At 70.2% G+C, this 23,531-nt stretch carries 19 protein-coding genes and 1 pseudogene; 8 read left to right on the plus strand and 12 right to left on the minus strand.

What is annotated here, in order from left to right:
• The first annotated feature begins 44 nt into the window (after positions 1 to 44).
• Entirely contained in the window at positions 45 to 1,778 is a 1,734-nt protein-coding gene (locus tag ACFW6B_RS02975) for a YncE family protein (RefSeq protein WP_386591550.1), read from the plus strand.
• 632 nt (positions 1,779 to 2,410) lie between these two features.
• Here the strand turns inward: ACFW6B_RS02975 and ACFW6B_RS02980 are convergent.
• The 4 genes from ACFW6B_RS02980 to ACFW6B_RS02995 form a co-directional block, all read right to left on the minus strand.
• Entirely contained in the window at positions 2,411 to 2,890 is a 480-nt protein-coding gene (locus ACFW6B_RS02980) for a methyltransferase domain-containing protein (protein WP_386591551.1), read from the minus strand.
• A gap of 69 nt (positions 2,891 to 2,959) precedes the next feature.
• On the minus strand, positions 2,960 to 4,060 hold the full coding sequence (locus tag ACFW6B_RS02985) for a hypothetical protein (protein WP_386591552.1): 1,101 nt from the start codon (positions 4,058 to 4,060) through the stop codon (positions 2,960 to 2,962).
• Between the two features lie 1,135 nt (positions 4,061 to 5,195).
• Positions 5,196 to 5,564, minus strand: a complete 369-nt coding sequence (locus ACFW6B_RS02990; RefSeq protein WP_386591554.1) for a winged helix-turn-helix domain-containing protein — start codon at positions 5,562 to 5,564, stop codon at positions 5,196 to 5,198.
• A 28-nt stretch (positions 5,565 to 5,592) separates the two neighbouring features.
• Positions 5,593 to 6,186 (minus strand): hypothetical protein, encoded by a 594-nt coding sequence (locus tag ACFW6B_RS02995; RefSeq protein ID WP_386591555.1) that lies wholly within the window; start codon positions 6,184 to 6,186, stop codon positions 5,593 to 5,595.
• 327 nt (positions 6,187 to 6,513) lie between these two features.
• Between ACFW6B_RS02995 and ACFW6B_RS03000 the strand changes: the two genes are divergently transcribed.
• On the plus strand, positions 6,514 to 7,080 hold the full coding sequence (locus tag ACFW6B_RS03000) for a YrhB domain-containing protein (protein WP_386591556.1): 567 nt from the start codon (positions 6,514 to 6,516) through the stop codon (positions 7,078 to 7,080).
• Between the two features lie 109 nt (positions 7,081 to 7,189).
• Here ACFW6B_RS03000 and ACFW6B_RS03005 read toward each other — a convergent pair whose 3' ends face one another.
• Positions 7,190 to 7,744: a hypothetical protein gene (locus ACFW6B_RS03005; protein ID WP_386591557.1), complete on the minus strand. Its 555-nt coding sequence runs from the start codon at positions 7,742 to 7,744 to the stop codon at positions 7,190 to 7,192.
• 326 nt (positions 7,745 to 8,070) lie between these two features.
• Between ACFW6B_RS03005 and ACFW6B_RS03010 the strand changes: the two genes are divergently transcribed.
• Positions 8,071 to 9,438, plus strand: coding sequence for an FG-GAP and VCBS repeat-containing protein (locus ACFW6B_RS03010; protein WP_386591559.1), 1,368 nt, complete (start codon positions 8,071 to 8,073; stop codon positions 9,436 to 9,438).
• Between the two features lie 362 nt (positions 9,439 to 9,800).
• A complete protein-coding gene (locus ACFW6B_RS03015) occupies positions 9,801 to 10,565 on the plus strand; it encodes a maleylpyruvate isomerase family mycothiol-dependent enzyme (protein WP_386591560.1) in 765 nt (254 codons plus the stop codon).
• Positions 10,566 to 10,701: 136 nt separating this feature from the next.
• Here the strand turns inward: ACFW6B_RS03015 and ACFW6B_RS03020 are convergent, their stop codons facing one another.
• From ACFW6B_RS03020 to ACFW6B_RS03030, 3 genes are all read right to left on the minus strand, one after another.
• Positions 10,702 to 10,896, minus strand: coding sequence for a hypothetical protein (locus ACFW6B_RS03020; RefSeq protein ID WP_386591561.1), 195 nt, complete (start codon positions 10,894 to 10,896; stop codon positions 10,702 to 10,704).
• Positions 10,893 to 11,747, minus strand: coding sequence for a hypothetical protein (locus tag ACFW6B_RS03025; RefSeq protein ID WP_386591562.1), 855 nt, complete (start codon positions 11,745 to 11,747; stop codon positions 10,893 to 10,895). Before ACFW6B_RS03025 ends, ACFW6B_RS03020 begins: the two co-directional genes overlap by 4 nt.
• A gap of 190 nt (positions 11,748 to 11,937) precedes the next feature.
• The gene (locus ACFW6B_RS03030) at positions 11,938 to 13,434 is read right to left on the minus strand and encodes an MFS transporter (protein WP_386591564.1); all 1,497 of its coding nucleotides are present in this window, start codon (positions 13,432 to 13,434) and stop codon (positions 11,938 to 11,940) included.
• A gap of 260 nt (positions 13,435 to 13,694) precedes the next feature.
• On the opposite strand from ACFW6B_RS03030, the gene ACFW6B_RS03035 reads away from it, so the two are divergent.
• Positions 13,695 to 14,507 carry a metallophosphoesterase family protein gene (locus tag ACFW6B_RS03035; protein WP_386591565.1) on the plus strand — a complete coding sequence of 271 codons (813 nt, stop codon included), beginning with the start codon at positions 13,695 to 13,697 and terminating at the stop codon, positions 14,505 to 14,507.
• Positions 14,508 to 14,599: 92 nt separating this feature from the next.
• On the opposite strand, the pseudogene ACFW6B_RS03040 reads toward ACFW6B_RS03035, so the two are convergent.
• A pseudogene (locus tag ACFW6B_RS03040) lies at positions 14,600 to 14,734 on the minus strand (DNA polymerase subunit beta); the annotation flags it as partial.
• A gap of 611 nt (positions 14,735 to 15,345) precedes the next feature.
• Between ACFW6B_RS03040 and ACFW6B_RS03045 the strand changes: the two are divergent.
• Positions 15,346 to 19,620, plus strand: coding sequence for a discoidin domain-containing protein (locus ACFW6B_RS03045; protein ID WP_386591566.1), 4,275 nt, complete (start codon positions 15,346 to 15,348; stop codon positions 19,618 to 19,620).
• A gap of 91 nt (positions 19,621 to 19,711) precedes the next feature.
• On the opposite strand, the gene ACFW6B_RS03050 is transcribed toward ACFW6B_RS03045, so the two are convergent.
• The gene (locus ACFW6B_RS03050; protein ID WP_386591567.1) at positions 19,712 to 20,554 is read right to left on the minus strand and encodes a hypothetical protein; all 843 of its coding nucleotides are present in this window, start codon (positions 20,552 to 20,554) and stop codon (positions 19,712 to 19,714) included.
• A 169-nt stretch (positions 20,555 to 20,723) separates the two neighbouring features.
• On the opposite strand from ACFW6B_RS03050, the gene ACFW6B_RS03055 reads away from it, so the two are divergent.
• Positions 20,724 to 20,963, plus strand: coding sequence for a hypothetical protein (locus ACFW6B_RS03055; protein WP_386591568.1), 240 nt, complete (start codon positions 20,724 to 20,726; stop codon positions 20,961 to 20,963).
• The gene (locus ACFW6B_RS03060) at positions 20,963 to 21,337 is read left to right on the plus strand and encodes a fic family toxin-antitoxin system, toxin component (protein ID WP_386591569.1); all 375 of its coding nucleotides are present in this window, start codon (positions 20,963 to 20,965) and stop codon (positions 21,335 to 21,337) included. Before ACFW6B_RS03055 ends, ACFW6B_RS03060 begins: the two co-directional genes overlap by 1 nt.
• Positions 21,338 to 21,648: 311 nt before the next feature.
• On the opposite strand, the gene ACFW6B_RS03065 is transcribed toward ACFW6B_RS03060, so the two are convergent.
• Both ACFW6B_RS03065 and ACFW6B_RS03070 read right to left on the minus strand, forming a co-directional pair.
• Entirely contained in the window at positions 21,649 to 22,197 is a 549-nt protein-coding gene (locus ACFW6B_RS03065) for a hypothetical protein (protein WP_386591570.1), read from the minus strand.
• Entirely contained in the window at positions 22,194 to 23,531 is a 1,338-nt protein-coding gene (locus ACFW6B_RS03070; RefSeq protein ID WP_386591717.1) for an amidase domain-containing protein, read from the minus strand. The genes ACFW6B_RS03065 and ACFW6B_RS03070 overlap by 4 nt, the downstream gene beginning before the upstream one ends.

Consider the following 23,531-nt stretch of genomic DNA (forward strand, 5'->3'; position numbering starts at 1 on the left):
ACCGGTCCCAGTGGTGCGCTCAATTCGACCTGTGGGGGGCACAGTTGAATACCGCACACCGTCCCGGACGTCTCGCGGCCACGCTGCTCGCCGCCGCGCTCGCCGGGGCCGGCCTGACCGTCGCCGCCGCGCCCGCGGCCCATGCGGCGGCCTCCGCGGCCGTGGCCAAGCTGCCGATCGCCTCGTACTCGGCGCTGGCGGTGGACTCCGCGCACCAGCGGGTCTACGTCGCCGACAGCAACCTCGGCAGCTACTACAACCCCGGTCTGATCGCCGTCTACGACTTCCAGGGCAAGCGGATCACCACGATCAGCACCGACCGGCACATCTCCGGCCTCGCGCTGAACGCCGACGGCTCCACGCTCTACGTCGGCGGACGCGATGTGATCTGGCGCTACGACACCAGCACCTACACCCCGAGCGGCAACTACGTCTCCACCGACACCTGCGGCCGTAGCCTCGCCTTCTCCGGTGGCGCGCTGTACTACACGTCGCCGTACTCGGAGTACATCTCGCAGTGCGACACCGTGCTGAACTACCTGGACTCCTACGCGCCGGTCACCAACATCACGACGCGCACCAACTGGCAGGACCACGGCACGCTCCAGCTCGAGGCCGGTCCCGGCGACCGGATGCTGATGGGCCAGCCACTCAACTCGTCCGCCGCCGACCCGTTCCTGGCGGTGTACGACACGGGCGGCGGCACCCTCGTACGCAATGCGGCCCGCCGCTTCGCCGACGCCGACGGCAAGGGCGCCCTGAACCTGAAGGACATGGCGTTCTCCGCGGACGGCAGCAAGGTCGTCGTGGCCGACGCGAACGCCGGGACCCTGTTGCTGAACACCACCGACCTGTCCGACGCGGCGGACGGTTACCAGGCCCTGCCCGCCGGGGCCTCGGCAAGCGCGGTCGCCTTCGGCGGCGACGGCAAGTACCTCGCGCGCGGCGCCTCGGCCGACGGCTCCACGCCGGACCTGCTGGTGCAGCCCGCCGATCCGGCCGACTCCACCGCCCCGCTGGAGTTCGCCTTCGAGGGCAGCCTCGACGGCGACCGGGTCGCGCCGCGCGGCCTGGAGTGGGCGGCGGACGGTTCCCGGCTGTTCGCGGTGACCACGAACGCGGCCGGCAACCAGTACTGGCTGCACATCATCCAGCCCCCGGCCGTCCAGTACGACGCCCGCTTCACCGGCGCCCTCACCCACAGTCCCGCCCAGGCCGTCGTCGGCGAGGCGTTCGCCGTGCGCGGCAAGCTGGAGCAGGACGGACCGGCGCCCGCCGAGCCCCTGAAGGTCAGGGCGACCCGCACCGACGCGGACGGCACCCACGACCTGGGCACCTTCACGGTCAAGGGTGACGGCACGTTCTCGGTCCTCGACGAGCCCGACCTGGTGGGCGACGCCACCTACCGGATCTCCTTCCTCGGCGACCTGACCCACCGTCCCGCCGAGGACGTCACCACCACGGTGTCCGTCGGCAAGGCCCCCACCTCGATCGCGCTCACCGCGCCCGAGGAGGTACCGATCGGCTCGGGCGTGCAGATCGCCGGCACGTTCGCCGCACAGGGCAAGGCCCTGCCGGAGCGTGCGGTCCTCGCCGTCGAGCGGTCCGACAGGCTCGGCACCGGCACGCTGTCGTCGGTGACCGTGGCCGCCGACGGCACCTTCACGATCAACGACATCCCGCGCACCCGACGCAAGGTGACCTATACGGTCAGCTGGCCCGGCGACGACCTGCACGGCGCGTCGACCGCCTCGGCGACGGTGCTCGTCACGCGCTGACCGCCGGGTGTGAGCGCGTCCCGTACCGGGGTGTCCTCCCTGGCCTGCGTCATCCGACGCGACTCGTCCAGTTGGAGGACGATTGGGGCTGCCTGACCCGGGCCTGTACGGCGTGTCCGGACCGTGCCGGCACCGGGCTGTCGTATCCGGTTCCTTGCCGGACGCCCGAATGCCCGGGAGGGTGTTGCCGGGCAGTGGCAACAGAGTGCGCCCGTCCGGGCGGCGGGTGTTCGCGGGCCCGCCGCCCGGACGGGCCCGGCGGCGATTCTGCGGTGAGGTGATCCGAGCGGCACGGAGGAGCAGGTGACCGAGGCGCTCCCGACCGGCCGCCCGCCCGTCCCAGGCTCCGGTGACGCGGACGCGTCACCGGTCGGCCCAGTGAGACGAGTGAGAGACATCCAAGTGGCGGCGCCGCCCGCGGACGGCATGCCACCGGCGGGACCGGGTGCCGAGCATGCGGATCCCTCGCCCATGGGCCCGCGAGGGTTCCGCTGCACTCGCGGGGGCAACCGGGATGCGTAGGGTCCCCCCTGTAGCCCTGCGCATTCGCCAGGTACGCGGGGGCGAAGGCCGGGCTGCCACGCCTGGTGGATACCAGGGGCCGCCCCTGCGGGCGAAGTCCCGGCATGCGGTCAACGAGACGGCGCGGCCGCGCCCGGATCCTGATCGGAGACGCCGGCCTGTCTCGGTGACAGCCGCCCACGCCGAGCCGCGCCCCCAGCCGGACCGGCACCGGGGTTCGGTTGCCCACGGCGGCGAACGCAAGGAGGGGGCTCAGCGCCAGGGGGTGGTGTCGGAGACGAGGAGCCGGTGCCGATGTCGAGGCTTCGTCGGGTGAGCAGTTCGGCGATGTCGGCCGCCACATCGCTCCAGTGGTGGACGGTGAGCAGGGCCGCCACGGCATCCGCGCAGCCGTCCGCGAGCGGGAGGCGCTCGGCCACGGCCCGCACGGCGGGCGCACCGCCGGGCGGCCGCTGGGCGATCATGACCGGGCTGGGTTCGACGGCGAGGACGGTGTGCGCGTCCTCGTAGGAGCCGCTGTCGGCACCGGCGCCGACGGCCGGGCAGCGTACCCCCGGGGGAAACTGCCGGTGCGCTGATGTCACCCGCACCTGCCCCGCACCCGCACCGGCTTCCCGTCGGCACGGACAGGGGGCGGCCGAGGGGCCGGTGGTGGGGTGTCAGGTGACGGCGAAACCGATGGAGACGGCGTTGGCGATGACGTAGGCGGCGGTCGTCGACCAGGCCACGATGCGGTTGGTGCGTCGTACGGCGGCACGTTTGTCAGGGCTGGCCCAGCTCAGGAGGATGTAGGTGGTGCAGCCGACGCCGACGAGGGTGTAGAGCAGGGTGGCGAGGTGGATCTGGTCGACGAGGGTCACGCCGAACTGGGTTCCGGTCAGGCTGGTGGAGCGCATGCTGACGACCACGCTGAACAGGGAGGCGCCGAGGATACCGAGGCGGGCGGCGAGCACGGTGAGGAATTCCGGTGCCCAGATGAAGTAGGACATCAGGGAGATGAAGAAGGCGACGTAGGCGGGCCAGGCCTGGCGGATGAAGCCGGCCAGGTCGACGCGGTCGAGGTGGAGTTCGATGACGAACTGGCTGTAGCGGCTCTGCTGCCCGTGCTTGATGCGGGGGTCGCCGAAGGACGTCTGGTAGGTGTGGGTGACCACCCTCACGCTGAAGTCGCGGATCACGAATCCGTCGAGGCTGATGGCGTGGTCGTAGCCGGAGTTCGCCCGGTCGGCGACGTAGGCGAACTGGGAGGCGTTGAGCTGGGAGTCCTCGACCTGGATCCGGACGTCCTGCTTGTCGAAGGGGTACTCGCTGAGGTCGAACTGCTGGCGGAAGGTGCCGGAGACCTTCACCTGGGACCAGTACCGGTCGCCGACCTTCTCCACGGACCGGTCGCTCTGGTCGACCTGGGTGGCGTTGATGAACTCCAGCCGCCGGGTGGCGTCCAGGCCGGCGCCGGGGCACACGCTCCACAGCCAGAAGTCGGCGTTGATGGTCCGCGGTGAGACGTCCAGGCCGTAGAGGTCGGTGACGTAGGCGCCGACCTGGCAGGTCGGCGCCGCCGCCGGGGCCGCGGGCGCTGCCGGGGCGGCACGGGTGGTGGCTGCCGGCGCCGCAGGTGCCGTCATCGCCGGGGCGGCGGCGAACAGCACGGTGTACAGCAGGAGCGTGACCGCCCTCCGGCATGTCCGGCGTCGCGGGTCTCCCTTCGCCGAGGCGGCGGGGGAGCGGTGGCCGGGACGGGGGTGGTCGGGCGTCACCATGCAGGGGACCGTACCTGCGCGAGCGGATCTTGCTTCGGGCTGACACACCCTGCCCGCTGCGTTTTCATCACGCAGTGGTGTCGCAGGCTGCGCACCCCCTCGGCGCGGCGGCAACATCATCGAGACCGGCACCGACTCCTACCGCCTCACGACCGAGCCGGAACCACAGAATTGATCGGCGCCTACGAAAATTTCGGAAGAGCCGGATGTCTTACGGTCCCCCTTCCTGAACTTGCCCCCTTCACCAGATCAGGCACCAGTAGTTCCCCTCGTTGCCGATACCGATCCGGTCCACGCGGGGGACGAGGCCGGGGTCCGGCGGGCCTGCCGAGGCCAGGGAACATGCGGGGTCGCCGACGGTTCCGGCCAGGGCCATGCGCTGTGCGGCGGCGACAGCGGTAGGGGACGTGTACCAGATGGTGGTGACCGGCCCGCTGCTTTCAGGGCGAGGCGTTGATGTCGACGGGCTGGGGAGTGGAGCCGAGGCGGCCGACGTCGGTTGCGTCATGGTTTCGGAGGGCCGCAGCACCGGCTGAGGACGTGTGGGTGGAGGGGGCGTGTGTGTCGGCGGCGGCGATGGCTGGGCGGTATGCGGGCCGACCGCCGGTGGGTGGGCTGTCGGGCGGTTGGTGGAGGGCACCGGCCTGGGGGAGTGGGACGTTGTGGTCGCGGTGGGTTCGGGTGTCGAAGGCGCTGAGGTGGAGGCGTGCGGCTCGGGTGTTTCCGACGGTCCCGCTCTTGACGGGGGTGTGCTCGGAGCAGTCGCCGCTGAGTCGGGCGTGTTCCCCTCCGATTCCAGCAACAGCCACGTTCCGGTGCCGCCGAGAACGAGAACGGCGGCGCCGCCCGCTATCCACGAGGCCCGCCGCGAGGGGCGTCGGTGACGGCTCATGGTTTCACTGTCGCATTGCCGCGGTGATCCCGCAGTGGTAAGTGGTCGGAGGCTCGACCGTGCTCTCCTGCGCGCGGGCCGAAGACGATCCTGCCCGCAGGGCCCATGAGGAGCCTGTGACCGCCTCCCGGATGCCGGTGAACCGCAGCCGGAGTTCACGCCCGGCCGTTCGGAGCCGACGCCGACCGCTACGCGTACGGTCACATGTGTCCACCGAGAGTCGTGAACCGTTGCTCCACCGGATCATCCGGTTCCACTGAGATCCGGCCACCGCCGCCTCGTCCCGTTCGACGGCCCGCCGCGCGGGCTGCGACGGCACGACCAGCCGTGCCGTCGCAGCAGCTCCCCCACTCCCCGGATGGACAAGGACACGCCGAGGTGGTCCGCGATCGGCACGCGCGCCCTTGAGAGCGCCCACCGCTCGTCCGTCCGCCCTGGGCCGTCGCACCGTTCAGCAGGAGCGGCTCGAACTCGGCGAAGCCACTGTCGTCGACCTCCGGCCGCTTGGCGGGACCCGAAATGCACAGTGCCTGCCGGCCGCAGCGCGATACAGCGCGACCGCGTCGTTCCTGAACTCCTCCGGATACGGAGACCTACGTCCCACCAGGACACCCTTCCTCGGACCCTCAAGATCCATGGATCAGTGCTCGGATGGGGGTTCGGCTGCAGCGGGAAATCCCAACGCGTCCAGCAGGTTGAAGAAGACTTCCTCCGCGAGGACTTCCTTCGAGCGCAGTACCTCTTCGATCCGCGCTCGGTCCGGCACTGCAACGCCCGCGGATGCGGCCCAGGCGATGGCGCTCGCTGCGACGTCCGGCACCTCTGCGTCGAGTTCCGCGCGTATGAGCCGTGCTGCCTCGGCGAACTCGGGGCTGTCCCACCACACGCTGCTGTCGTCCATGTCTTCGGGATCTTCGACCTTGAGCGCGGCGGCCATGTCCAGGTGGAGCCACGCTTCCCACTGGCGGCCGTCTGTTCCGAGGCCGGTCACGTGGGCCATGTCGCTGTCGTAGATCCATGCGGTGCAGGCCGGTGCGCCAGTGCATTCCACCAGGGCGGGCAGTTTGTCCTCACCCCAGCCGTCAGTGTCAAGCTGAAGCGTCTGCCAGCCGCCGGGCCGTGGCCGCAATGTGTGCACTTCGGCCTTCTGGTCCTGGCCGAGACCGTCGAACACCGGCGCTTCCAGGAGCGGTTGCTCGCTGCGAGCGAAGATGAAATGGCCCCAGAAACCCATGATCCCCTGCTTTCCCAAAGTTGTCCGCATGCTAAGGCTGGGCACTGACAACGACCCTGCCGACCAGAGCCTTCGGACAGTTCCGGCCCTTCCGCGAAGGACGTCCGGGCCTGGCTCTGCGAGATCGGCTCACGGTCGGCGAGGTGTGAGCACCGGCCCAGGACCGGGTCGGCGCGCGTGCGGCGTACGTCCGGTTCGGAGGTCTGGTTTCCTTCCCGGACCATGCGGCGCAGGATGGCGCGGTATTCCGGTATGGGCAGCGGTTGGCGCCCTGACGACCGAAAAATCTGCTGGTCGCTGTCGGAGTCCGTAGGGGATGCTGCACGCGTGATTGAGCGAGATGCCGCGGTTCGGATCGTCGAGGAGGAGCTGGAACGCGACTATCAGCGTGAACTGGCGGCAGGACTGGAGCCGATGCGCATGGCTGTGGCGCACGTGGAACAGCACGAGCTGGTCTGGGTGGTCTCCTGGACGTCCGAGGAGTACCTGCGGACCAGGGATCCCGGCTTCATGCTCGCCGGAAACGGGCCGTACTTGGTTGATCGCCTCGACGGCAGTCTTCACCGGGTCGGGGTCGTCTCCGCGGTGACTGAGGCCTGGGTGTTCGACTACCGAGTTCGCATACGAGGCCAGGCCGTACGGACCGCAGTCGACGATCTGCATGATGAGGTTCGGGCGGTAGCGACTGCTCGCGGACGGATCCATGCCCTGCGCACCTTGCGCCAGAGACTCCCGGTGCTGACGCATGCCCAGGTCATCGAGTACGTGACCGCTCTGAGGGACGGCGATCCTCCGCTCCATCTTGTTGAAGTCGCTGACAGGGAGCTGGCACCACCTGTCGATCCGGTTCTGTCGGTGGAGACCATCCGCGGGCCTGCAGAGCGCCACGGGTAGCGGGGCCGGCAGGTGTCCACGCAAGGCGCTCGGCTGGGGTTTCCCAGCCGAGCGCCTGCACGCTCGGGTCTGCCGCCCGAGTCGGACCCATCGCGTATGGCGACGGTCGCTACAGACCGTGCTCCCTGCTTCTGCGCGGTTTACGCGGCGCCTTCCCCCAGGGTCCGGCAGGCCGTTCCTGCCGGACCCTGGCCACGAATTCGGCACGGGTCGGAACGGTCCGTGCCTGCGGGTGCAGGAGCGACTCTGTGTCCCACGGTTCGACATCCGTCCATCCGAACCCGAGGACGATTTCGTCGAAGACCGGTGCGAAGTCCGCACCGGCCAGGTCCGGCATCTGGTGGCGCAGCCCTCGAACCCGGGAAACGAAGCTTGCGGGCAACGGCACATGATACGACTCCAGATAGTGCGCAAAGTCCGCTCGCCATACCCACATGCCGTCGGTTACCAGCGACGAGCAGCCGGACGTGTGCCGGTGAACCTCTCCCGTGACGACATCGACCCCCGCTTCCATGAAGTATGTGAGGTGATGGCCTACGTCGAGATACTCCACGATGTCGGCTTCATCCGGTTCGCCGGACGCTTGCACCTGAGCCCCCAGCGGTCCAGCAGCCAACTCGCTCGAATAACCGAAGTCATCGAAAAAGCCGAGCAGCCTCAGCACGCGTCCCCGTCCCAGCCTCTCTGAGCAACGATCGAGGCGAGCATACGCAGGTTCCGAGCGCCGCCAATCCGGCCCATGCGTGATCATAGCCACCCGGCCACGTGTGCACGACCGGGATGCAGTTCTCGCGCAGGCTCAAGCACTTACGGCGTTTTCCCTGCGTCAACGTACAACCGTTCGGCCCCATCGTCGGTCTCCTGTGCGCGGACCTCACGCGTCACCCGGGGCAACTTCCGGTGAACGCGCCCCGGCCACGCATCCCGCTTCGGCGCCCGGATCGCCGACCGACCCATCGTCTCCGCGACTCACGAGGAACCCCGACGCCCATGCCCAACCGCACAGCGACCACGCTCGCCACTTTCCTGGTAGCGGGCCTCGTCCCCCTCGCCCTGCCCGCCGCGGCAGTGAGCGCCGCGCCCGCGAAGCACGGCGACGACTTCAACGGCGACGGCTACCGGGACTACGCGTACGCGAGCTTCAGCGCCCACGGGGGCGGCGGCGTCAGCGTGGTCTTCGGGACCCCCACCGGGCCCGGCTCCACACAGCAGCGCATCACCCAGTCGAGCGCCGGCGTGCCCGGCTCCGACGAGGCCGACGACATGTTCGGCGAGGTGCGGGCCGCCGCGGACTTCGACGGTGACGGATACGGCGACCTCGCGGTGGCGGCGGTCGGCGAGAACGGCTCCCACGGCGCCGACCAGGGCGCCGTGACAATTCTCTGGGGCTCCGCCTCCGGCCTGTCCACGGGCACGACGCTCCCGAACAAGAACCCGGGCCGCAACAACTACATGGGCAAGGATCTGGCGGCCGGCGACTTCAACGGAGACGGCAAGCAGGACCTGGCCGTCATCAACGGATCCATGACCTACGTCTACCGCGGCCCGATCAAGCGCTCCGGCACCACCGGCACCGTGACCAAGCTCGACAGGACGACGTCCTTCTACGCCACGGCCCTGATCTCAGGCAAGGTCAACGGCGACACGAAGACCGACCTCGCGATCATCGGCGACGTGGCCACCCCCGACTACATCGCCTCCGACGTCTGGTTCATCAAGGGCGGCGCGAGCTCGCTCACCCCGGCCAACAGCCTCCGCCTGGAGTCCCAGTCCGGCAACGGCGGCAGCTCCGAGCGCGGCGGCGACGGTGTCATCGCCGACTTCGACAAGGACGGCTACGGCGACATCGCCGTCGGCACATCCCTCTACTCCAGGCACAAGGGCCGCGTCAGCGTCTGGTACGGCTCCTCCGCCGGCCCGTCGCGAAACACCCGCCTCACCCAGTCGACCAGCGGCGTCGCCGGAACTCCGGAGGACTACGACGAGTTCGGCTCATCCATCTCGGCCGGCGACGTCAACGGCGACGGCTACGCCGATCTCGCGGTCGGCGTGCGGGGCGAGAAGATCGACGGCCAGGACTACGCGGGCGGCGTGCACGTCTTCAAGGGACGGGCGAGCGGTTTGTCCGGTACCGGTTCGCAGTGGTTCACCCGCAACACCCCCGGCGTGCCCGGTGCGTTGACGGCCGACGATCAGTTCGGTGGCCTGGTACGGCTGCGCGACACGAACGGTGACGGAAAGGCCGACCTCTACGTGAGCGCCGCCGGCGGTCTGCGGCTGCCCGGCTCAGCCGGCGGCATCACCACGACGGGCGCGACGGAATACGACGAGGTGCCCATCGACGGCTTCCTGCAATAACTCCCCCCGACGAAGCAGGAGTCTGTCTCTGGCCCCGGCACCCACGCGGAGCGCGGGCGCGGCATCGGCGTGACTGCGAAACCTCCACGCGAACAAGGCAGTTGGGCCGCAGATCACGTACCTCTGATCATCCTGGCCCTCGTCGTCCTGGTGCTGGGGATCGTGGGCGTGGCGTCCAACGACAGCGTCACCCGCCCCGGCGGATCCGCGCGGCCGGCTTCCCTTGCCGGAAGCGGCTGCGCTTGTCAGGGGTTGGTGATTCAGATGGATCAGTTGTTGCTGATCAGGACGTTTCCGACGCCGTCGGCCTCGTGCGACTTAATCGGGTGCGAGAGTCCCGGTCCGGGTGGTACAAGGTCTGCGTGACTGGGCATCTCTGCTTCCCCACCCTGCTGCGGATGATTGACGAGCGGTCCGCCGCGTTCCGCGCCGCCGTCGCCGCGGCCCCCAGCCTCGACGCCGAGGTCCCGTCCTGCCCGGGCTGGACGCTGTACGACCTGGCGAACCACCTCAGTGAGGGGGACCGCTTCTGGGCCTGCATCGTGCTGAACACCGCGCCGGGCGACGAGCGGCCGAGCAAGGACGGGCTGGCGGCGCCCAGGGAGCGCGAGGCCCTCATGACCTGGCTGGCCGACTCGACGGAGCAGCTGCTCACTGCTCTGCGCGAGGCCGGCCCGGACCGGGGCTGCTGGGCCTGGTGGGAGCCGCTGGCCTCGCCGCACACGGTGGCCGCCGTGGCCCGCCGCCGCGTCCCGGAATCGCTGATCCACACCTACGACGCCCAGCTGGCCTCCGGTAACCCGCAGGAGCTGCCGACGACCGAGGCGGTCGACGCCATCGAGGAGTTCCTCGCCACCGTCTGCACCGTCACGGTCCCGTGGCCGGGCGAGCCCGCCACCATGGACTACCACGCAGCCGAGGCCGGCTCCTGGCGCCAGACGGTGGACGCCGCCGGTTCCCGCTTCACCCGCCTCACCGCGGCGGAGGCCGCCGAGAGCAAGCCCACCGCCGCCGTCTACGGCACGGCGAGCGAGATGGCCCTGCTCATGTACATGCGCATCCCGGCCGGCTCGCTGCGGATCGAGGGCGACGCCGACCTGCTCCAGCAGCTGCAGGACTGGGACTGATTACCTTCTTGCGCCGCTTCGGCCTCGGCCAACTCCTGCCGCAGCCGCTCGTAGTGGGTGCGGGCCATCTCCTGCTGCACGGCAGCGCCGTAGCGAAGCCTCCTCGGTCACGGTGCGGACCGCTGACGGAGTGCTATCAGCGCAGGACGCCGGCACTGCGGCGGATCGTCGAGGCTGTCGCGGTAGTGCTGGCCGGCTGCGCGGGGGCGAGACTGCTCGCGACGCTGCACCACACATTGTCCTCGGCATCGGTACTGAACCGGCTGATGCGTATCCCGCTGCCCAGCCGGCCGACGCCCGAAGCGGTCGGCGTCGACGAGGGTGATTTCATCCGTCATCACCGCATGCCCGACCAGCCAGGAGAGTGACCTCACCACTGTGACCCCGTAAGCCTTTCGGCGTTGCCTCCTCGGAGTGGGGACGGCCTCGGCCGGCTCTCCACCGGGGCTCCGGAGCCCCGGTGGAGAGGCCTCGTGCCTCGTTGCGCTGGAGTCGGGCGAGGGCTTCGGCGGCCGAGCGGCGGCGCTTGTCACGGACGTCCACGAGGGTGCCGGCGCCCTGGCCGGAAGCGGTCTCACCGGCGCGGAGGCGCTCGGCGACGGCTGCCAGGCGAGTGTTGCCGGGGCCGACGGCCAGGTAGGAGAGAGCCTCGTCGACGGCACGGTCGTCGCCGCCCCAGCGGACCACGCCGTCGAGTTCGGCAAGGATGTCGCGGAGAACCTCGAGTTCGAGGGGGAAGTAGCCGCCCTTGCTGCCGGGCGGGCAGTGGCCGGGACGGATGCGGACGGCGGTGCCGGAGGCCAGGTTGCGGGCGGGGCCCCGAAGCCCCTCCGGAGCGCTCCAGCCGACGGCCTCGGCGGGCTGGAGCTCGGCGATCTCGTAATGGAAGCGGCGCAGGAGGTGGACCAGGACGGTCTCGGGTGTGCCGAGCCGGACCTGGAAATCCGTCACCGGGGTGCCGGGCACGGGCCGGGTCTCGATGGATCCGCCCTGGTCGGCGGCGGTCTCCATGTCCCAGCCGTTGGCCGAGCGAGCCCCGGCGAGGAGTCGCTGGTTACGGGCTTCGGCCCGGGCGACGCCCTCGCGGACGGCTTTGGGGAAGGTGTAGTCCTGCGGCCCGGCGGCGTACGCCGGGGAGGCCAGCGCCTGCGAGTACGGGAGCGCCGCGGCAGTGGCGCTCACGTGTTCCTCTTCACCGTCACCGACGGCCGTATCACCGTGATCACCGCCGTGATCGACCCGGCCGAGCTCGCGCTCATGGACCTGCCGGACCCGGTGTGACTCCCGCGGCGCCCGTACGAGGGCTGCCGCTCCGGCCGGAGCGGCGGTCCCTCACCCACCCCGGTCCGGGAGCCGTGACCGCTCGGCCGTGTCAGCCGCGCCTGACCACTTCCTCCGCGTCGCCCTCCTCGAAGCCCCGCCGGACGGTCGCGCCGGCCCGCTCGGGATCGGGGTGCACCTGGCGTACGCGCAGGTCGGCGACGGACAGCAGCAGCGCGATCACGCTCATCCCGACGGCGGTGAGCAGCCCGAGCTGAATGGCCGTCACGGAGCGGCCGTGATTGGCCTGATGGGCGAAGTACACCGCCCCCACCACGGCGATCCCGGCCGCCGAACCGATGCGCTGACCCGTCTGCAGCACCCCGCCGGCCGCGCCGGCACGCTGCACGGGGACGCGGGTGAGGGTGAGCGTCGTGTTGGGGGAGACCGTGAGACCCGACCCGATCCCGCCGACGACCATGGGCAGAGCCGTGGCCCACCCGACGCTCTCCAGCGGTACCAGTTGCACCGCCACGGCCACCCAGAGCAGCCCCGCCACCACCAGGAGCAGGCCGTAGACGACCAGCTTGCGCCCGTGGCGCATCACCAGCTTGCCCCCGATGGCGGCGCCCACCGCGGACGCGGCCGCGAAGGGCAGCACCGAGACACCGGCCGCCAGCGCGCTGTATCCGGCCGTGTTCTGCAGGAACAGGGAGTAGACGAAGAAGACCGTGGTGAAGCCCGCGAAGTAGGTCAGGCTGATCAGCGAGCCGAGCGTGAAGGAGCGCAGGGCGAACAGGTCCAGATCGACCAGCGGAGCACGCCCGCGCAGCTTCTGGCGCCGTTCCCACGCCCAGAACGCGAGCAGCAGCACCGCGCCCAACGGCAGCAGGGCCCACTTCAGCCGTCCGGTCCACTGCTGCTCCTGGACCAGCGGCAGCATGAGCGCGAGCACGGCGGCGCCGAGGAGCAGTACCCCGAACGGGTCGAACTCCTCCCGCCTGCCCGCCACCGGGAAGCGGGGCAGCAGCCGCAGCCCCGCGGCGAACGCGGCCACGCCGATGGGCAGGTTGACGAAGAACACCCAGCGCCAGCCGTCGCCGGTGCCCACGGCGTCGATCAGCACACCGCCCACCAGGGGGCCGGCCGCCGTCGAGACCCCGATGACGCTGCCCAGCAGACCGAACGCCTTGGCCCGCTCGGCGCCCTGGAACATCTGCTGGATCAGCCCCGAGGTCTGCGGGGCGACCATGCCCGCCGCCGCGCCCTGGATCAGCCGGAACACCACCAGCCAGGAGGCACTGGGAGCGAGGCCGCACGCCCACGAGGACAGCGTGAACAGCGCCAGCCCCACCAGGAAGGCCTGGCGCCGCCCACGCATGTCGCCCAGCCGGCCCGCCGGCACGAGCACCAGCCCGAAGGTCAGGGCGTACCCGGAGACCACCCAGGACTGGGCGGCCTCCGAGGCGGCCAGCCCGCGCTCCATCGAGGGCAGCGCCACGTTCACGATCGAGGTGTCGAGCAGCGAGATGAAGCCCGCGGTCAGACAGACGGCGAGCGCCTTCCACCGCCGTTGGTCGGGGGCGGGCGGGGACTGGACAGTGGTCATGAGGTCACGCTAAGCAACCATCCCGCCCGGCGCATGCCAAGGAACCGTTCCGCGCGCGCCGCAGCCGCCGAACCCGGCATGGGGGCAGCGGTCCGGGAACGGCACATGACGATGATGCAACTCGCCCCGTGCGCAGTTGACTTGGCGTGCCGTACGGGTACTCTTCCAGGCTTGCCGGACCCCCGGCCGCCGCGGTGGACCGCTGAACGCACAGGGCCCACCCGACCGAGGAAGCCCCAGCCGTCAGGAGGAAGGCACCGATGGCCGACGTCGACGTCGAACTGCACGGGCCCGCGGACCGGGAGGGACCGCCCCGCCGGTACGGACCCGTCGCCCGGGTCGCCGTGCTCTCCGACGTGCACGCCAACGTCCCCGCCCTCGACGCGGTGCTCGCCGAACCGGACGTCGCCGCAGCCGACCTCGTCGTCCTCTGCGGCGATCTGACCTGGGGCCCACAGCCCCAGGAGACGTACGAACGGATCGTCGCGCTGGGCGAACGTGTCCTGTGCGTACGCGGCAACGGCGACCGTTACGCCGCACGGATCGGTACGGCGGCGCGGGCCGCCGACACCCCGCGTCAGTCGTGGATCGTCGCCCGGCACTCGCCCGAGGCGATCGCCTTCCTCGACCGCCTCCCCTTCGGGGTCGTCATCGAGGTCGACGGACTCGGACCGGTGCACTTCTGCCACGGCTCGCCGCGCAGCGACCACGAACTGGTCACGCCGGGGACACCGCCCGAGCGGTTCGCGGAGCTGTCCGCGGCCGTCGACGCGCTGGTCCTGGTCACCGGGCACGCGCACCTCCAGTTCGACCGTGCCGTGGCGGGCCTGCGCAGTGTGAACCCGGGCAGCGTCGGGCTGCCGTACCACACCGGTGAGCCGGGTACCGCGTACTGGGCGCTGCTGGGCCCCGACGTCCGGCTCAGGACCACCCGCTACGACGTCGAGGACGCCGTCGCACGGGCCCACCGGGCCGCCGACCCGGAGGCGGACCGCTACGCGGACACCCTCATGAACGCACCCGATCCGGAGAAGATCGTCGCGGAGGCGGAGAGGCTGGTCTTCGTGAACTGACCCACGCGGCCGCGGGCACGGTACGGAACCGACCGGACGTCACCGGAGGACGACGCTCACGCCCCGTTCCCCGAGGATCTCCAGGACCAGGTGCGGGCGCGGGCCAGGACGAACGGCGCCTCCCACCGCGCGTTCTCGATGAGCGCTGCGCGCAGGGGCTCCGGATAGGGACGTGTCTGCTCCCGCAGGGTTCGAAGCTCGCCACCGGGGTCGGCGAGGACGCGGCCGCCGTGGAGGCGCCTTCTCACAACAGGCCGAGCCTGGCCAGGTCGAAGTGTTCGTCGGTCGGGCTCTCGTACCCGCGCTCGGTCTTCGTGGTGATGGATCGCTACGCAAAATATTGCGCTGCTTGCGCTCGCTTGCGTGATGGGTGACGTAAGGCGTTGAGTGCTGCGTGCGGGCGTTGGGGGCGAGTGGTGCCCGTGTGGGCGAAACCCCCTCTGTCGGTAGGCGACGGGAGTCTTTGGGCAAGAGCGGTAAGGGGATCGGCTCCGTAGGGGTGGCGGCTCAGGAGCGCCCCTCTGGTTTCCCCCGCCTCTGTGGGTCTCGTGCGTCGACCCCGTCGCCGGTGCGCTGACCGTGTGCGTCGTGCCGTCGGCGTTGGGGTGCGGGTGTTGATGGTGAAACTTGTGGCGTCCTGACCGTAGACGTGCTCGCAGTGCTCTGCAATATTGCGATGAAACAATGCAAGAAGCTGCGTGTAATCTCCGTCGGGGATCTTGTGTCCCCGCGCGGACAGCTCTTGCCGATCTGCCGTACCGCGCCACCGCTCTGCCCAGGAACGAGCCGACCCCGCCGCCCCTCCGGCGCGCGAACCTCCGCAGGGAGTGAACCCCGCATGACTCCACACGAGCCGAGATCCTGGAGACGCCGCGCAGCGACCGCCGCGCTGGCATCCGCCGTCATGGTTCTGGGCCTGCCCGCCGTCGGTGCCCACGCGGCCGGCGGCCCCGACGCCGCCGCGGAAGCCGCCACCAAGGCCGGCAGCGCCCGCGGCGGCCACACGGCCGCCAACATCACCGACGGCGACGCCGACACCTACTGGCAGGCCGGAAAGAAGTCGGCCCAGTGGGTGCAGACCGACCTCGGACGGACCGAACGGGTCCGCGAGGTCGTGCTGCGGCTGCCCGCACACTGGAAGGCCCGCAAGCAGACGCTGGCCCTCCAGGGCAGTGCGGACGGAAAGAGCTTCACCACCCTCAAGTCGTCGGCGCAGTACGTGTTCGGCCCCGCCGACGGCAACACGGTGAAGGTCTCCTTCCCCGCGACCCTCGCCCGCTACGTAAGGGCCGACTTCAGGTCCAACTCGGTCGCCTCCACGGCCCAGTTGGCCGAGATGCAGGTCCTGACGTCCGCCGCCCAGACCCCCAACCTCGCCCAGGGCAAGCCCTTCACCGAGAGCGGGCACGCCGACGTGTACGGCGCCGCCAACGCCGGCGACGGCAACCGGGCGACCTACTGGGAGAGCACCAACAACGCCTTCCCGCAGTGGCTCCAGGTCGACCTCGGATCCTCGGTCAAGGTGAACCAGGTGACCCTGCGACTGCCGAGCGGCTGGCCGAGCCGCAGCCAGACCCTGAAGATCCAGGGCTCCACCGACAACCAGAACTTCACGGACCTGACGGCCTCGAAGGCGTACACCTTCGACAGCGGCAGCGACCAGTCGGCGACCATCGCGCTCGACACGACCACGACCCGCTACGTGCGGGCCGTGTTCACGGCCAACACCGGCTGGCCCGCCGGACAGGCGTCCGAGCTGGAGGTCTACGGGCCGGCCACCGGCGACACCCAGGCGCCGACCGCGCCGACGAACCTGGCGTTCACCGAGCCCGCCACCGGGCAGATCAAGCTGACCTGGAACGCGGCGAGCGACGACACGGCCGTGACCGGGTACGACGTCTATGCCAACGGGCAGCTGCGGGCGAGCGTCGCCGGGGGCGTCCTGACCTACACCGACACCCAGCCGGCCGGCACCGACGTCACGTACTTCGTGCGGGCCAAGGACGCCGCGGGCAACGTCTCCGCCGACAGCAACAGCGTCACCCGGCAGGGATCGGGCGGTGACACCCAGGTGCCGACGTCGCCGGGTGCCCTCGCCTACACGCAGTCCGGCGGCGACGTGAAGCTCACCTGGCAGGCGTCGAGCGACAACGTCAAGGTCACCGGGTACGACGTCTACGCCAACGACCAGCTCCTCAAGTCCGTCGCGGGCGACGTCACCACGTACACCGACACCCCGTCGGCGACGGCCACGGTGACCTACTACGTGAAGGCGAAGGACGCCGCCGGGAACGTGTCGGCGCCGAGCAACAGCGTCACCCGGACCGGCTCGACCGGCTCGGGAACCAACCTCGCGGAGGGCAAGCCCATCGAGGCGTCCTCCTCTACCTTCACCTACGTCGCCGCCAACGCCAACGACGGCCAGATCGGCACCTACTGGGAGAGCGGGGGCGGAGCCTACCCGGCCACCCTCACCACCAAGCTGGGCGCCAACGCCGACCTCGGCCAGGTCGTCGTCAAGCTCAACCCGGACGCCGCCTGGGCGACCCGTACCCAGAACATCCAGGTGCTCGGCCGCGACCAGGACGCGACGGCCTTCACCAGCCTCGTCGCGGCGAAGGACTACACGTTCAACCCGTCGAGCGGCAACACCGTGACCATCCCGGTCTCCGGATCCGCCGCGGACGTCCGGCTCAGGTTCACGTCCAACTCCGGCGCCCCGGGCGGCCAGGCCGCCGAGTTCCAGGTCATCGGCACCCCGGCAGCCAACCCCGACCTCAAGGTCACGGGTATCACCAACACCCCCGCCGCCCCTGTCGAGTCGGATGCCATCAGTCTCACGGCGACCGTCACCAACAGCGGCACCAAGGCGTCCAAGGCCACGGACCTCGACTTCACCCTCGGCGGCACGAAGGCCGCCACGGCGGACGTGCCCGCGCTCGCCGCCGGTGAGGCGAAGACCGTCACCGCGAGCATCGGGGCCCGCGACGCGGGCAGTTACCCGGTCGGCGCCGAGGTGGACCCGTCGAACAAGGTGATCGAGCAGAACGAGGCGAACAACACCTTCACCCGCTCCGACGCGCTCGTCGTCAAGCCCGTCTCCAGCTCCGACCTCCTGGCCGCACCGGTCTCCTGGAGTCCCTCCAGCGCCTCGGCGGGCGACGAGGTCAAGTTCACCGTGGCGATCAAGAACCAGGGCACGGTGGCCTCCGCCTCCGGCAGCCACGGCGTCACCCTCACGGTCCAGGACTCCAAGGGCGCCACGGTCAAGACGCTCAGCGGCTCCTACGACGGCGCCATCGCCGTGGGCCAGACGACCGCGCCGGTGAACCTCGGCTCCTGGACGGCCGCCAACGGCAAGTACACCGTCAGGACCGTCATCGCCGACGACACCAACGAACTGCCGGTCAAGCGGACCAACAACACCACCGCACAGGCCCTGTTCGTCGGCCGCGGCGCCGACATGCCCTACGACATGTACGAGGCCGAGGACGGCACCCTCGGCGGCGGCGCCAAGGCCGTCGGACCGAACCGGACCGTCGGCGACGTCGCCGGCGAGGCCAGCGGCCGCAAGGCGGTGACCCTCAACGGCACGGGCCAGTACGTCGAATGGACCACCCGCGCGGCCACCAACACCCTGGTCACCCGCTTCTCGATCCCCGACGGCACCAACACGACGCTGAACGTCTACGTGGACGGCCAGTTCCTCAAGGCGATCGACCTCACCTCGAAGTACGCCTGGCTCTACGGCAACGAGACCGCGCCCGGCAACTCGCCCGGCTCCGGCGCCCCCCGCCACATCTACGACGAGGCGAGCCTGCAGCTCGGCAGGACCGTCCAGGCGGGCTCCAGGATCCGGCTCCAGAAGGACGCGGCCAACTCCTCCACGTACGCCATCGACTTCATCAACACCGAACAGGCCACGGCGGCCCCCAACCCGGACCCGGCCGCGTACGCCGTCCCGACCGGATTCACCCACCAGGACGTGCAGAACGCCCTCGACAAGGTCCGCATGGACACCACGGGCCGACTGACCGGCATCTACCTGCCCGCGGGCGACTACGAGACGTCCAGCAAGTTCCAGGTCTACGGGAAGGCGGTCAAGGTCGTCGGCGCCGGGCCCTGGTTCACCCGCTTCCACGCCCCCGCCTCGCAGGAGAACACCGACGTCGGCTTCCGGGCCGAGGCGAGCGCCAAGGGATCCACGTTCGCCGGCTTCACCTACCTCGGCAACTACACGTCCCGGATCGACGGTCCGGGCAAGGTGTTCGACTTCTCCAACGTCTCCGGCATCACCATCGACGACATCTGGGTCGAGCACATGGTGTGCCTCTACTGGGGCGCCAACACCGACGGCATGACCATCAAGAACACCCGCATCCGTGACACCTTCGCCGACGGCGTCAACATGACGAACGGTTCCACGGACAACCACGTCGTCAACAACGACGCGCGCGCCACGGGCGACGACAGCTTCGCCCTCTTCTCGGCGATCGACGCCGGAGGCGCCGACGAGAAGAACAACCTGTACGAGAACCTGACCTCGACGCTCACCTGGAGAGCGGCCGGAATCGCCGTCTACGGCGGCTACGACAACACCTTCCGCAACATCCGCGTCGCCGACACCCTCGTCTACTCCGGGATCACCATCTCCTCACTGGACTTCGGCTACCCGATGAACGGCTTCGGGACCCAGCCCACGACCATCGAGAAGGTGTCCCTGGAGCGGACGGGCGGCCACTTCTGGGGCTCCCAGGTCTTCCCCGCCATCTGGGCGTTCTCCGCGTCCAAGGTGTTCCAGGGCATCCGCGTCAACGACGTCGACATCGACGACTCCACCTACGGCGGCGTCATGTTCCAGACCAACTACGTAGGAGGACAGCCCCAGTTCCCGGTGAAGGACACCATCTTCACCGACATCTCCATCACCGACTCCAAGAAGAGCGGCGACGCCTTCGACGCCAAGTCCGGATTCGGCATCTGGGCCAACGAGCTGCCGGAGCCCGGCCAGGGACCGGCGGTCGGTGAGGCCACCTTCCGCAACCTGCGGATGAGCGGCAACGCCCAGGACGTCCGCAACACGACCAGCACCTTCAGGATCAACATCGAGTAGGTGCCGGACAGCACCGATCGGGTACGGGGCCGCCCTCGCGTGAGGGCGGCCCCGTGCTTCACCCGAGCGGTCACCGCGCGGGCCGGGCGGGCTACTGGCGGGTGGGAACGGGTCCGCCGGTGAACGCGTCGAGGAGGATGCGGTCGCCGACCGGGCGGCGCAGCTTCACCGTCACCTTCTCGACGCGCGATTCGGATGTGCACGGCCCGTCGGAGGTGCCACGGATCGACGCCGAGAACACCACGCTGCCCTCGGTCTCGAGCACATCGACGGCCGGGCCGTCGTCGCACGCTCCGTGCTTGGCGCGCACAGTGAGCGTCCTGCCGTCCCGCGCGATGGTGCCCAGCCCGTCGAGCGGCATCAGTTCGTCCGTCTCGTGCTGTACGGCCCCGATCGGGGAGCGGGGCGGTTTCGAGGGGGTGACCGCGACGCGTTTGAGCGGAGTGTCGTAGCCCTTGAGCGTGAAGAGCCAGGCGGGCACGGTCGCTTCTCCCTTGCTGGTCAGCAGCGTCATGTCGCCGAGCCGGACACCGGTCACGGTGAGCGCCGGACCGGGGTTCTCGCCGCGGTCCAGCTTGTCGTAGGCCGCTCGTGCCGAGATGAGGGGGAGGGAGAGGGTGTCGCCGTCACTCCACCGGATCTTCCCCGGCTTCTTCGGAGGGGCGGGGAGGGAGGTGCGCAGGTCGAAGTTCTGGGTGGCGTACGCGCGTTTGTCGGCGTCGTCGTGAAAGGCGCCGTCGGGCAGCTGAACGGCGTCGTCGAGCGAGTAGTAGGCCTGCCGCCACACGCGCGCCGCCTCGGAGGGCTCCCAGGCGGCGGCGACGCGGCGGGCGCGCTCGGCGGTGTCGTCGTCGCCAGGCGCACTTTGGTTGCCGCATCCGACGGCTGCGGCGGCGACAAGGCCGAGGATGACGAGTAACTTGCAGGATCGCACGATGCCCCCATGGAAAGACGGTCGAACGGAGCCGGATCCGGTTCCGCACCTGTGACGCCCAGGGCGTGCCGGACGTTCGGCTCCCGACGCGGGTCGCGCGTCTCCGCCGTCATCGCCGGGATATCCCCATTTCCCTCTCCCGGATGGTAACGGCTGTTACCATGCCGGTATGGCGAAGACACAGCTGGGCGCGCGCGTGGACGAGGACATCGCTGATCTCGCGAAGAAGCGGGCCGCCGACCTGGGGCTGAGCGTCGGGGACTATCTCGCCCGACTGGTGCAGGACGACACCAGCGGGCTGCGCGCCCGGGCGGTGGACGCGGCCGCCCGCTTCCTGACCGAACACCAGAGCGTCTTCGACGAGGCCGAACAAGCCCAGCAGACGGCCCGGGGAGCGCACGCCGCCTGATGGACCTGCACATCGACGTCCCCTGGATCCTCCAGGTCGCCGCGGCCGCCGGCGCCGACGATCCGGCGCCGGACGACTACGGCGTTCCCGCCTCCGCGGTCGCCCGGCACCGCGCCGAACTGTTCGAACAGCCCGTCTACGAAGGCCCCTACGCCAAGGCCGCCGCACTGGTGCACACCCTGGGCCGGTGCCGCTGGCTGGAGCGCTCCAACCTCGCCGTCGCCGCGGCCAGCGGCGTCATGTACCTCCAGGCCGCCGGGATCGGCGTCAAGCCCGTACGCGAGGACGCCGTCGCCCTGAGGGACCTGCTCCTCGACCCCTCCTGCACCGCCGGAAAGATCGCGGCCCTGCTGCGCACCTGGCCCACCACCTGACGCCCACCGACCACCAGGCGCTGCTTTGCCTTCGCCCCTGTGTGCTCTGAACCTCCACGTCGTGGTCCACGGATCATCACGTGCGGCCGGGCAACGGGCTCCCCGGCCGACGGGTCTGACAGGGTGGACCAAGGAACCGCATCCGCACGTCGGTGAACCAGCCCTGTTCGACTCCTGACCGCGGGATCCGCGCCCCTTTCGGACCGGCCGCGACGGCCTGGACCTGGAAGGCCGGTGATCACGGCCGGCCCACTGCCCATGGCGTCCTGCGCGGTACGGATGCGAGGACGCCACGGGTGTACGGGGTGGGGTCAGCGGGTGGTGCGGGAGGAACCCGAGCCGCCCGGGGTCCGGGGTGCCCAGGTGGGCTTCGCCGTGGCCTCCTTCATGGACGGTTCGTCCATGAGGACGTGCCAGCCGCTGTCGCCCGCGTCTCCGTCGAGGCGCACACTGATCTCCTTCGTCTGCCCGGTGTTCCGGAAATAGAGGACGACGGTCTGGCGCTCGGATCCTTCGTCGTAGAAGTCGGCTGTCACCTTCCCGCCCGCTCCCTTTCCGAACGCCTTGATCCAGTTCTCGGCCGTGCTGCGCGCGGCGTCCTCGTCGCCGTCATCGGTGGCCAGTTCCGCGAGTCGGTCCGGAGAGTCGTCCGCGATCCGCCAGACGAGCTGTTGCGTGACGCCGAGCGAGCCGGTGGAGGGATAGCCGAGTACGTGCAGCGGCTCATGGCCCGCGTAGTCCTCGGCGTAGCGGGTGCCGGCCGTGTCGTCCGCGGACGAGCATCCGGTCAGCGTCGCGAGCAGCACACCGGCTGCCAGCACCGTGTTCATCGGGGCGCGCGCGGCGGTCCCTGCCCTCACTTGGCACTCCTGGGTCGAATGATCAGAACTCGTTGGATCGGATTGCTGGTGCCGCGGTAGCGCGCCAGCACGTCGTCGAGCGTGGTGTGGTTCTTGCTGCCGTGCTGGGACAGTCCCAGGTGCCCCTGCACCTTGGAGGTGACCACCGCCGCGTGGTTGTAGCGCCGTTCCTTCTTCCACTTGAAGAAGACGATGTCGCCCAGCTGCGCGTTGTACGTCTTGGAGACGCGGGCCGAGGGGCGGTGCCCGGAGAAGTGACGGCGCAGGTTGTCGGCGCCCGACCAGGTATAGCTCTTGTTCTTGATCGAGCCGAAGAGGTAGTACTGCTGCCACCACGCGCCGTCGGTCTTGCGACCGCCCCATCGGAACTTCATGCCGCCACCGTGGTAGAGGGCCTTGGAGACGAAGTTGGTGCAGTCCTGGGAGTACTCCCAGCCAATGCCGGTGTGGTTGTAGGCCCAGTTGGCGGTGCCGTGACCGCTGACCGATCTGGCGCCGAGGGCCCTGGCTGTGGACGCGGGCGCCGACGGGGTCTCGTCGGGGAAGCCGTTCTCGCCCAGTTCGATCGAGCCGAGGTCGTCGGAGGTGTCGTCCGGAGCCTCCGAGTCCGCCGCGGAGGTGGTCTCCACCTGCGACTGCGCGGCCGCCGTCGCGGACAGTGTCTGCCCGGCGTCGAAGTCGTCGGCTTCGCTGTCCATGACCGCAGTGTCTCCGGTCAGGGCGAAGGTGTACCGCTTGAGGGCGCTCCCCTTCGTCGGTTCGTCGCCGCCGCCGTGCAGCGTCATCGACTCCGTGACGGTGGCCCGTACGACGACCTGGTCCGCTGTGGCCCCCTTGCTGACCAGGACATCCGTCATCTCCACCGACGCGCCCGCGTAGTTCTGGCCGTTGTCGGCGAGTGCCTGCCTGTTGTCGACGAGGTTCGGCTCCTGCGCGCCGAGCAGAGCGGCGAAGACCGGGCCGTGCGGTGCGTCGGCGGCCGCGTCGGCCGCGGAGAGGCTGCCACCGGTGAGGATCTTGTCCCGGGCGGCCAGGTATTCCTGGACACCGTCACGGTACGGGGAGGTTCCGCCTGGGACCGCGGCGCCCTGTGCCGGCGCCGAGCGCGTCACGGGCCCGTCGCCGACGGCGTTCTTCACACGCACCGAGACGCGGTACGGGACGCCGTTGTCGAGCTTCGTGAACACGGCGCGCGGTGTGGTGGTCTCCTGCTCGGCCACAACGGCGCCGTCGGTCTTCTCGGCCTGGACGGCGTAGCGGAGCTCACCGGCCGCGCCCGGATCGAGCGGCGGGTTCCACGTGGCCATCAGACCTGAGTCGCCGGGTACCGTCAC

The sequence above is a fragment of the Streptomyces sp. NPDC058751 genome (assembly GCF_042746485.1).
In the GTDB taxonomy this organism is placed as follows: domain Bacteria; phylum Actinomycetota; class Actinomycetes; order Streptomycetales; family Streptomycetaceae; genus Streptomyces.

What these genes read in the sequence shown, in the direction of transcription:
- ACFW6B_RS03045 (WP_386591566.1), top strand. Translation starts at nt 15,346, where the DNA reads ATGACTCCACACGAGCCGAGATCCTGGAGACGCCGCGCAGCGACCGCC.
- ACFW6B_RS03060 (WP_386591569.1), top strand. Translation starts at nt 20,963, where the DNA reads ATGGACCTGCACATCGACGTCCCCTGGATCCTCCAGGTCGCCGCGGCC.
- ACFW6B_RS02995 (WP_386591555.1), bottom strand. Translation starts at nt 6,186, where the DNA reads ATGGGTTTCTGGGGCCATTTCATCTTCGCTCGCAGCGAGCAACCGCTC.
- ACFW6B_RS02985 (WP_386591552.1), bottom strand. Translation starts at nt 4,060, where the DNA reads ATGGTGACGCCCGACCACCCCCGTCCCGGCCACCGCTCCCCCGCCGCC.
- ACFW6B_RS03035 (WP_386591565.1), top strand. Translation starts at nt 13,695, where the DNA reads ATGGCCGACGTCGACGTCGAACTGCACGGGCCCGCGGACCGGGAGGGA.
- ACFW6B_RS03055 (WP_386591568.1), top strand. Translation starts at nt 20,724, where the DNA reads ATGGCGAAGACACAGCTGGGCGCGCGCGTGGACGAGGACATCGCTGAT.
- ACFW6B_RS03010 (WP_386591559.1), top strand. Translation starts at nt 8,071, where the DNA reads ATGCCCAACCGCACAGCGACCACGCTCGCCACTTTCCTGGTAGCGGGC.
- ACFW6B_RS03020 (WP_386591561.1), bottom strand. Translation starts at nt 10,896, where the DNA reads ATGAAATCACCCTCGTCGACGCCGACCGCTTCGGGCGTCGGCCGGCTG.
- ACFW6B_RS03030 (WP_386591564.1), bottom strand. Translation starts at nt 13,434, where the DNA reads ATGACCACTGTCCAGTCCCCGCCCGCCCCCGACCAACGGCGGTGGAAG.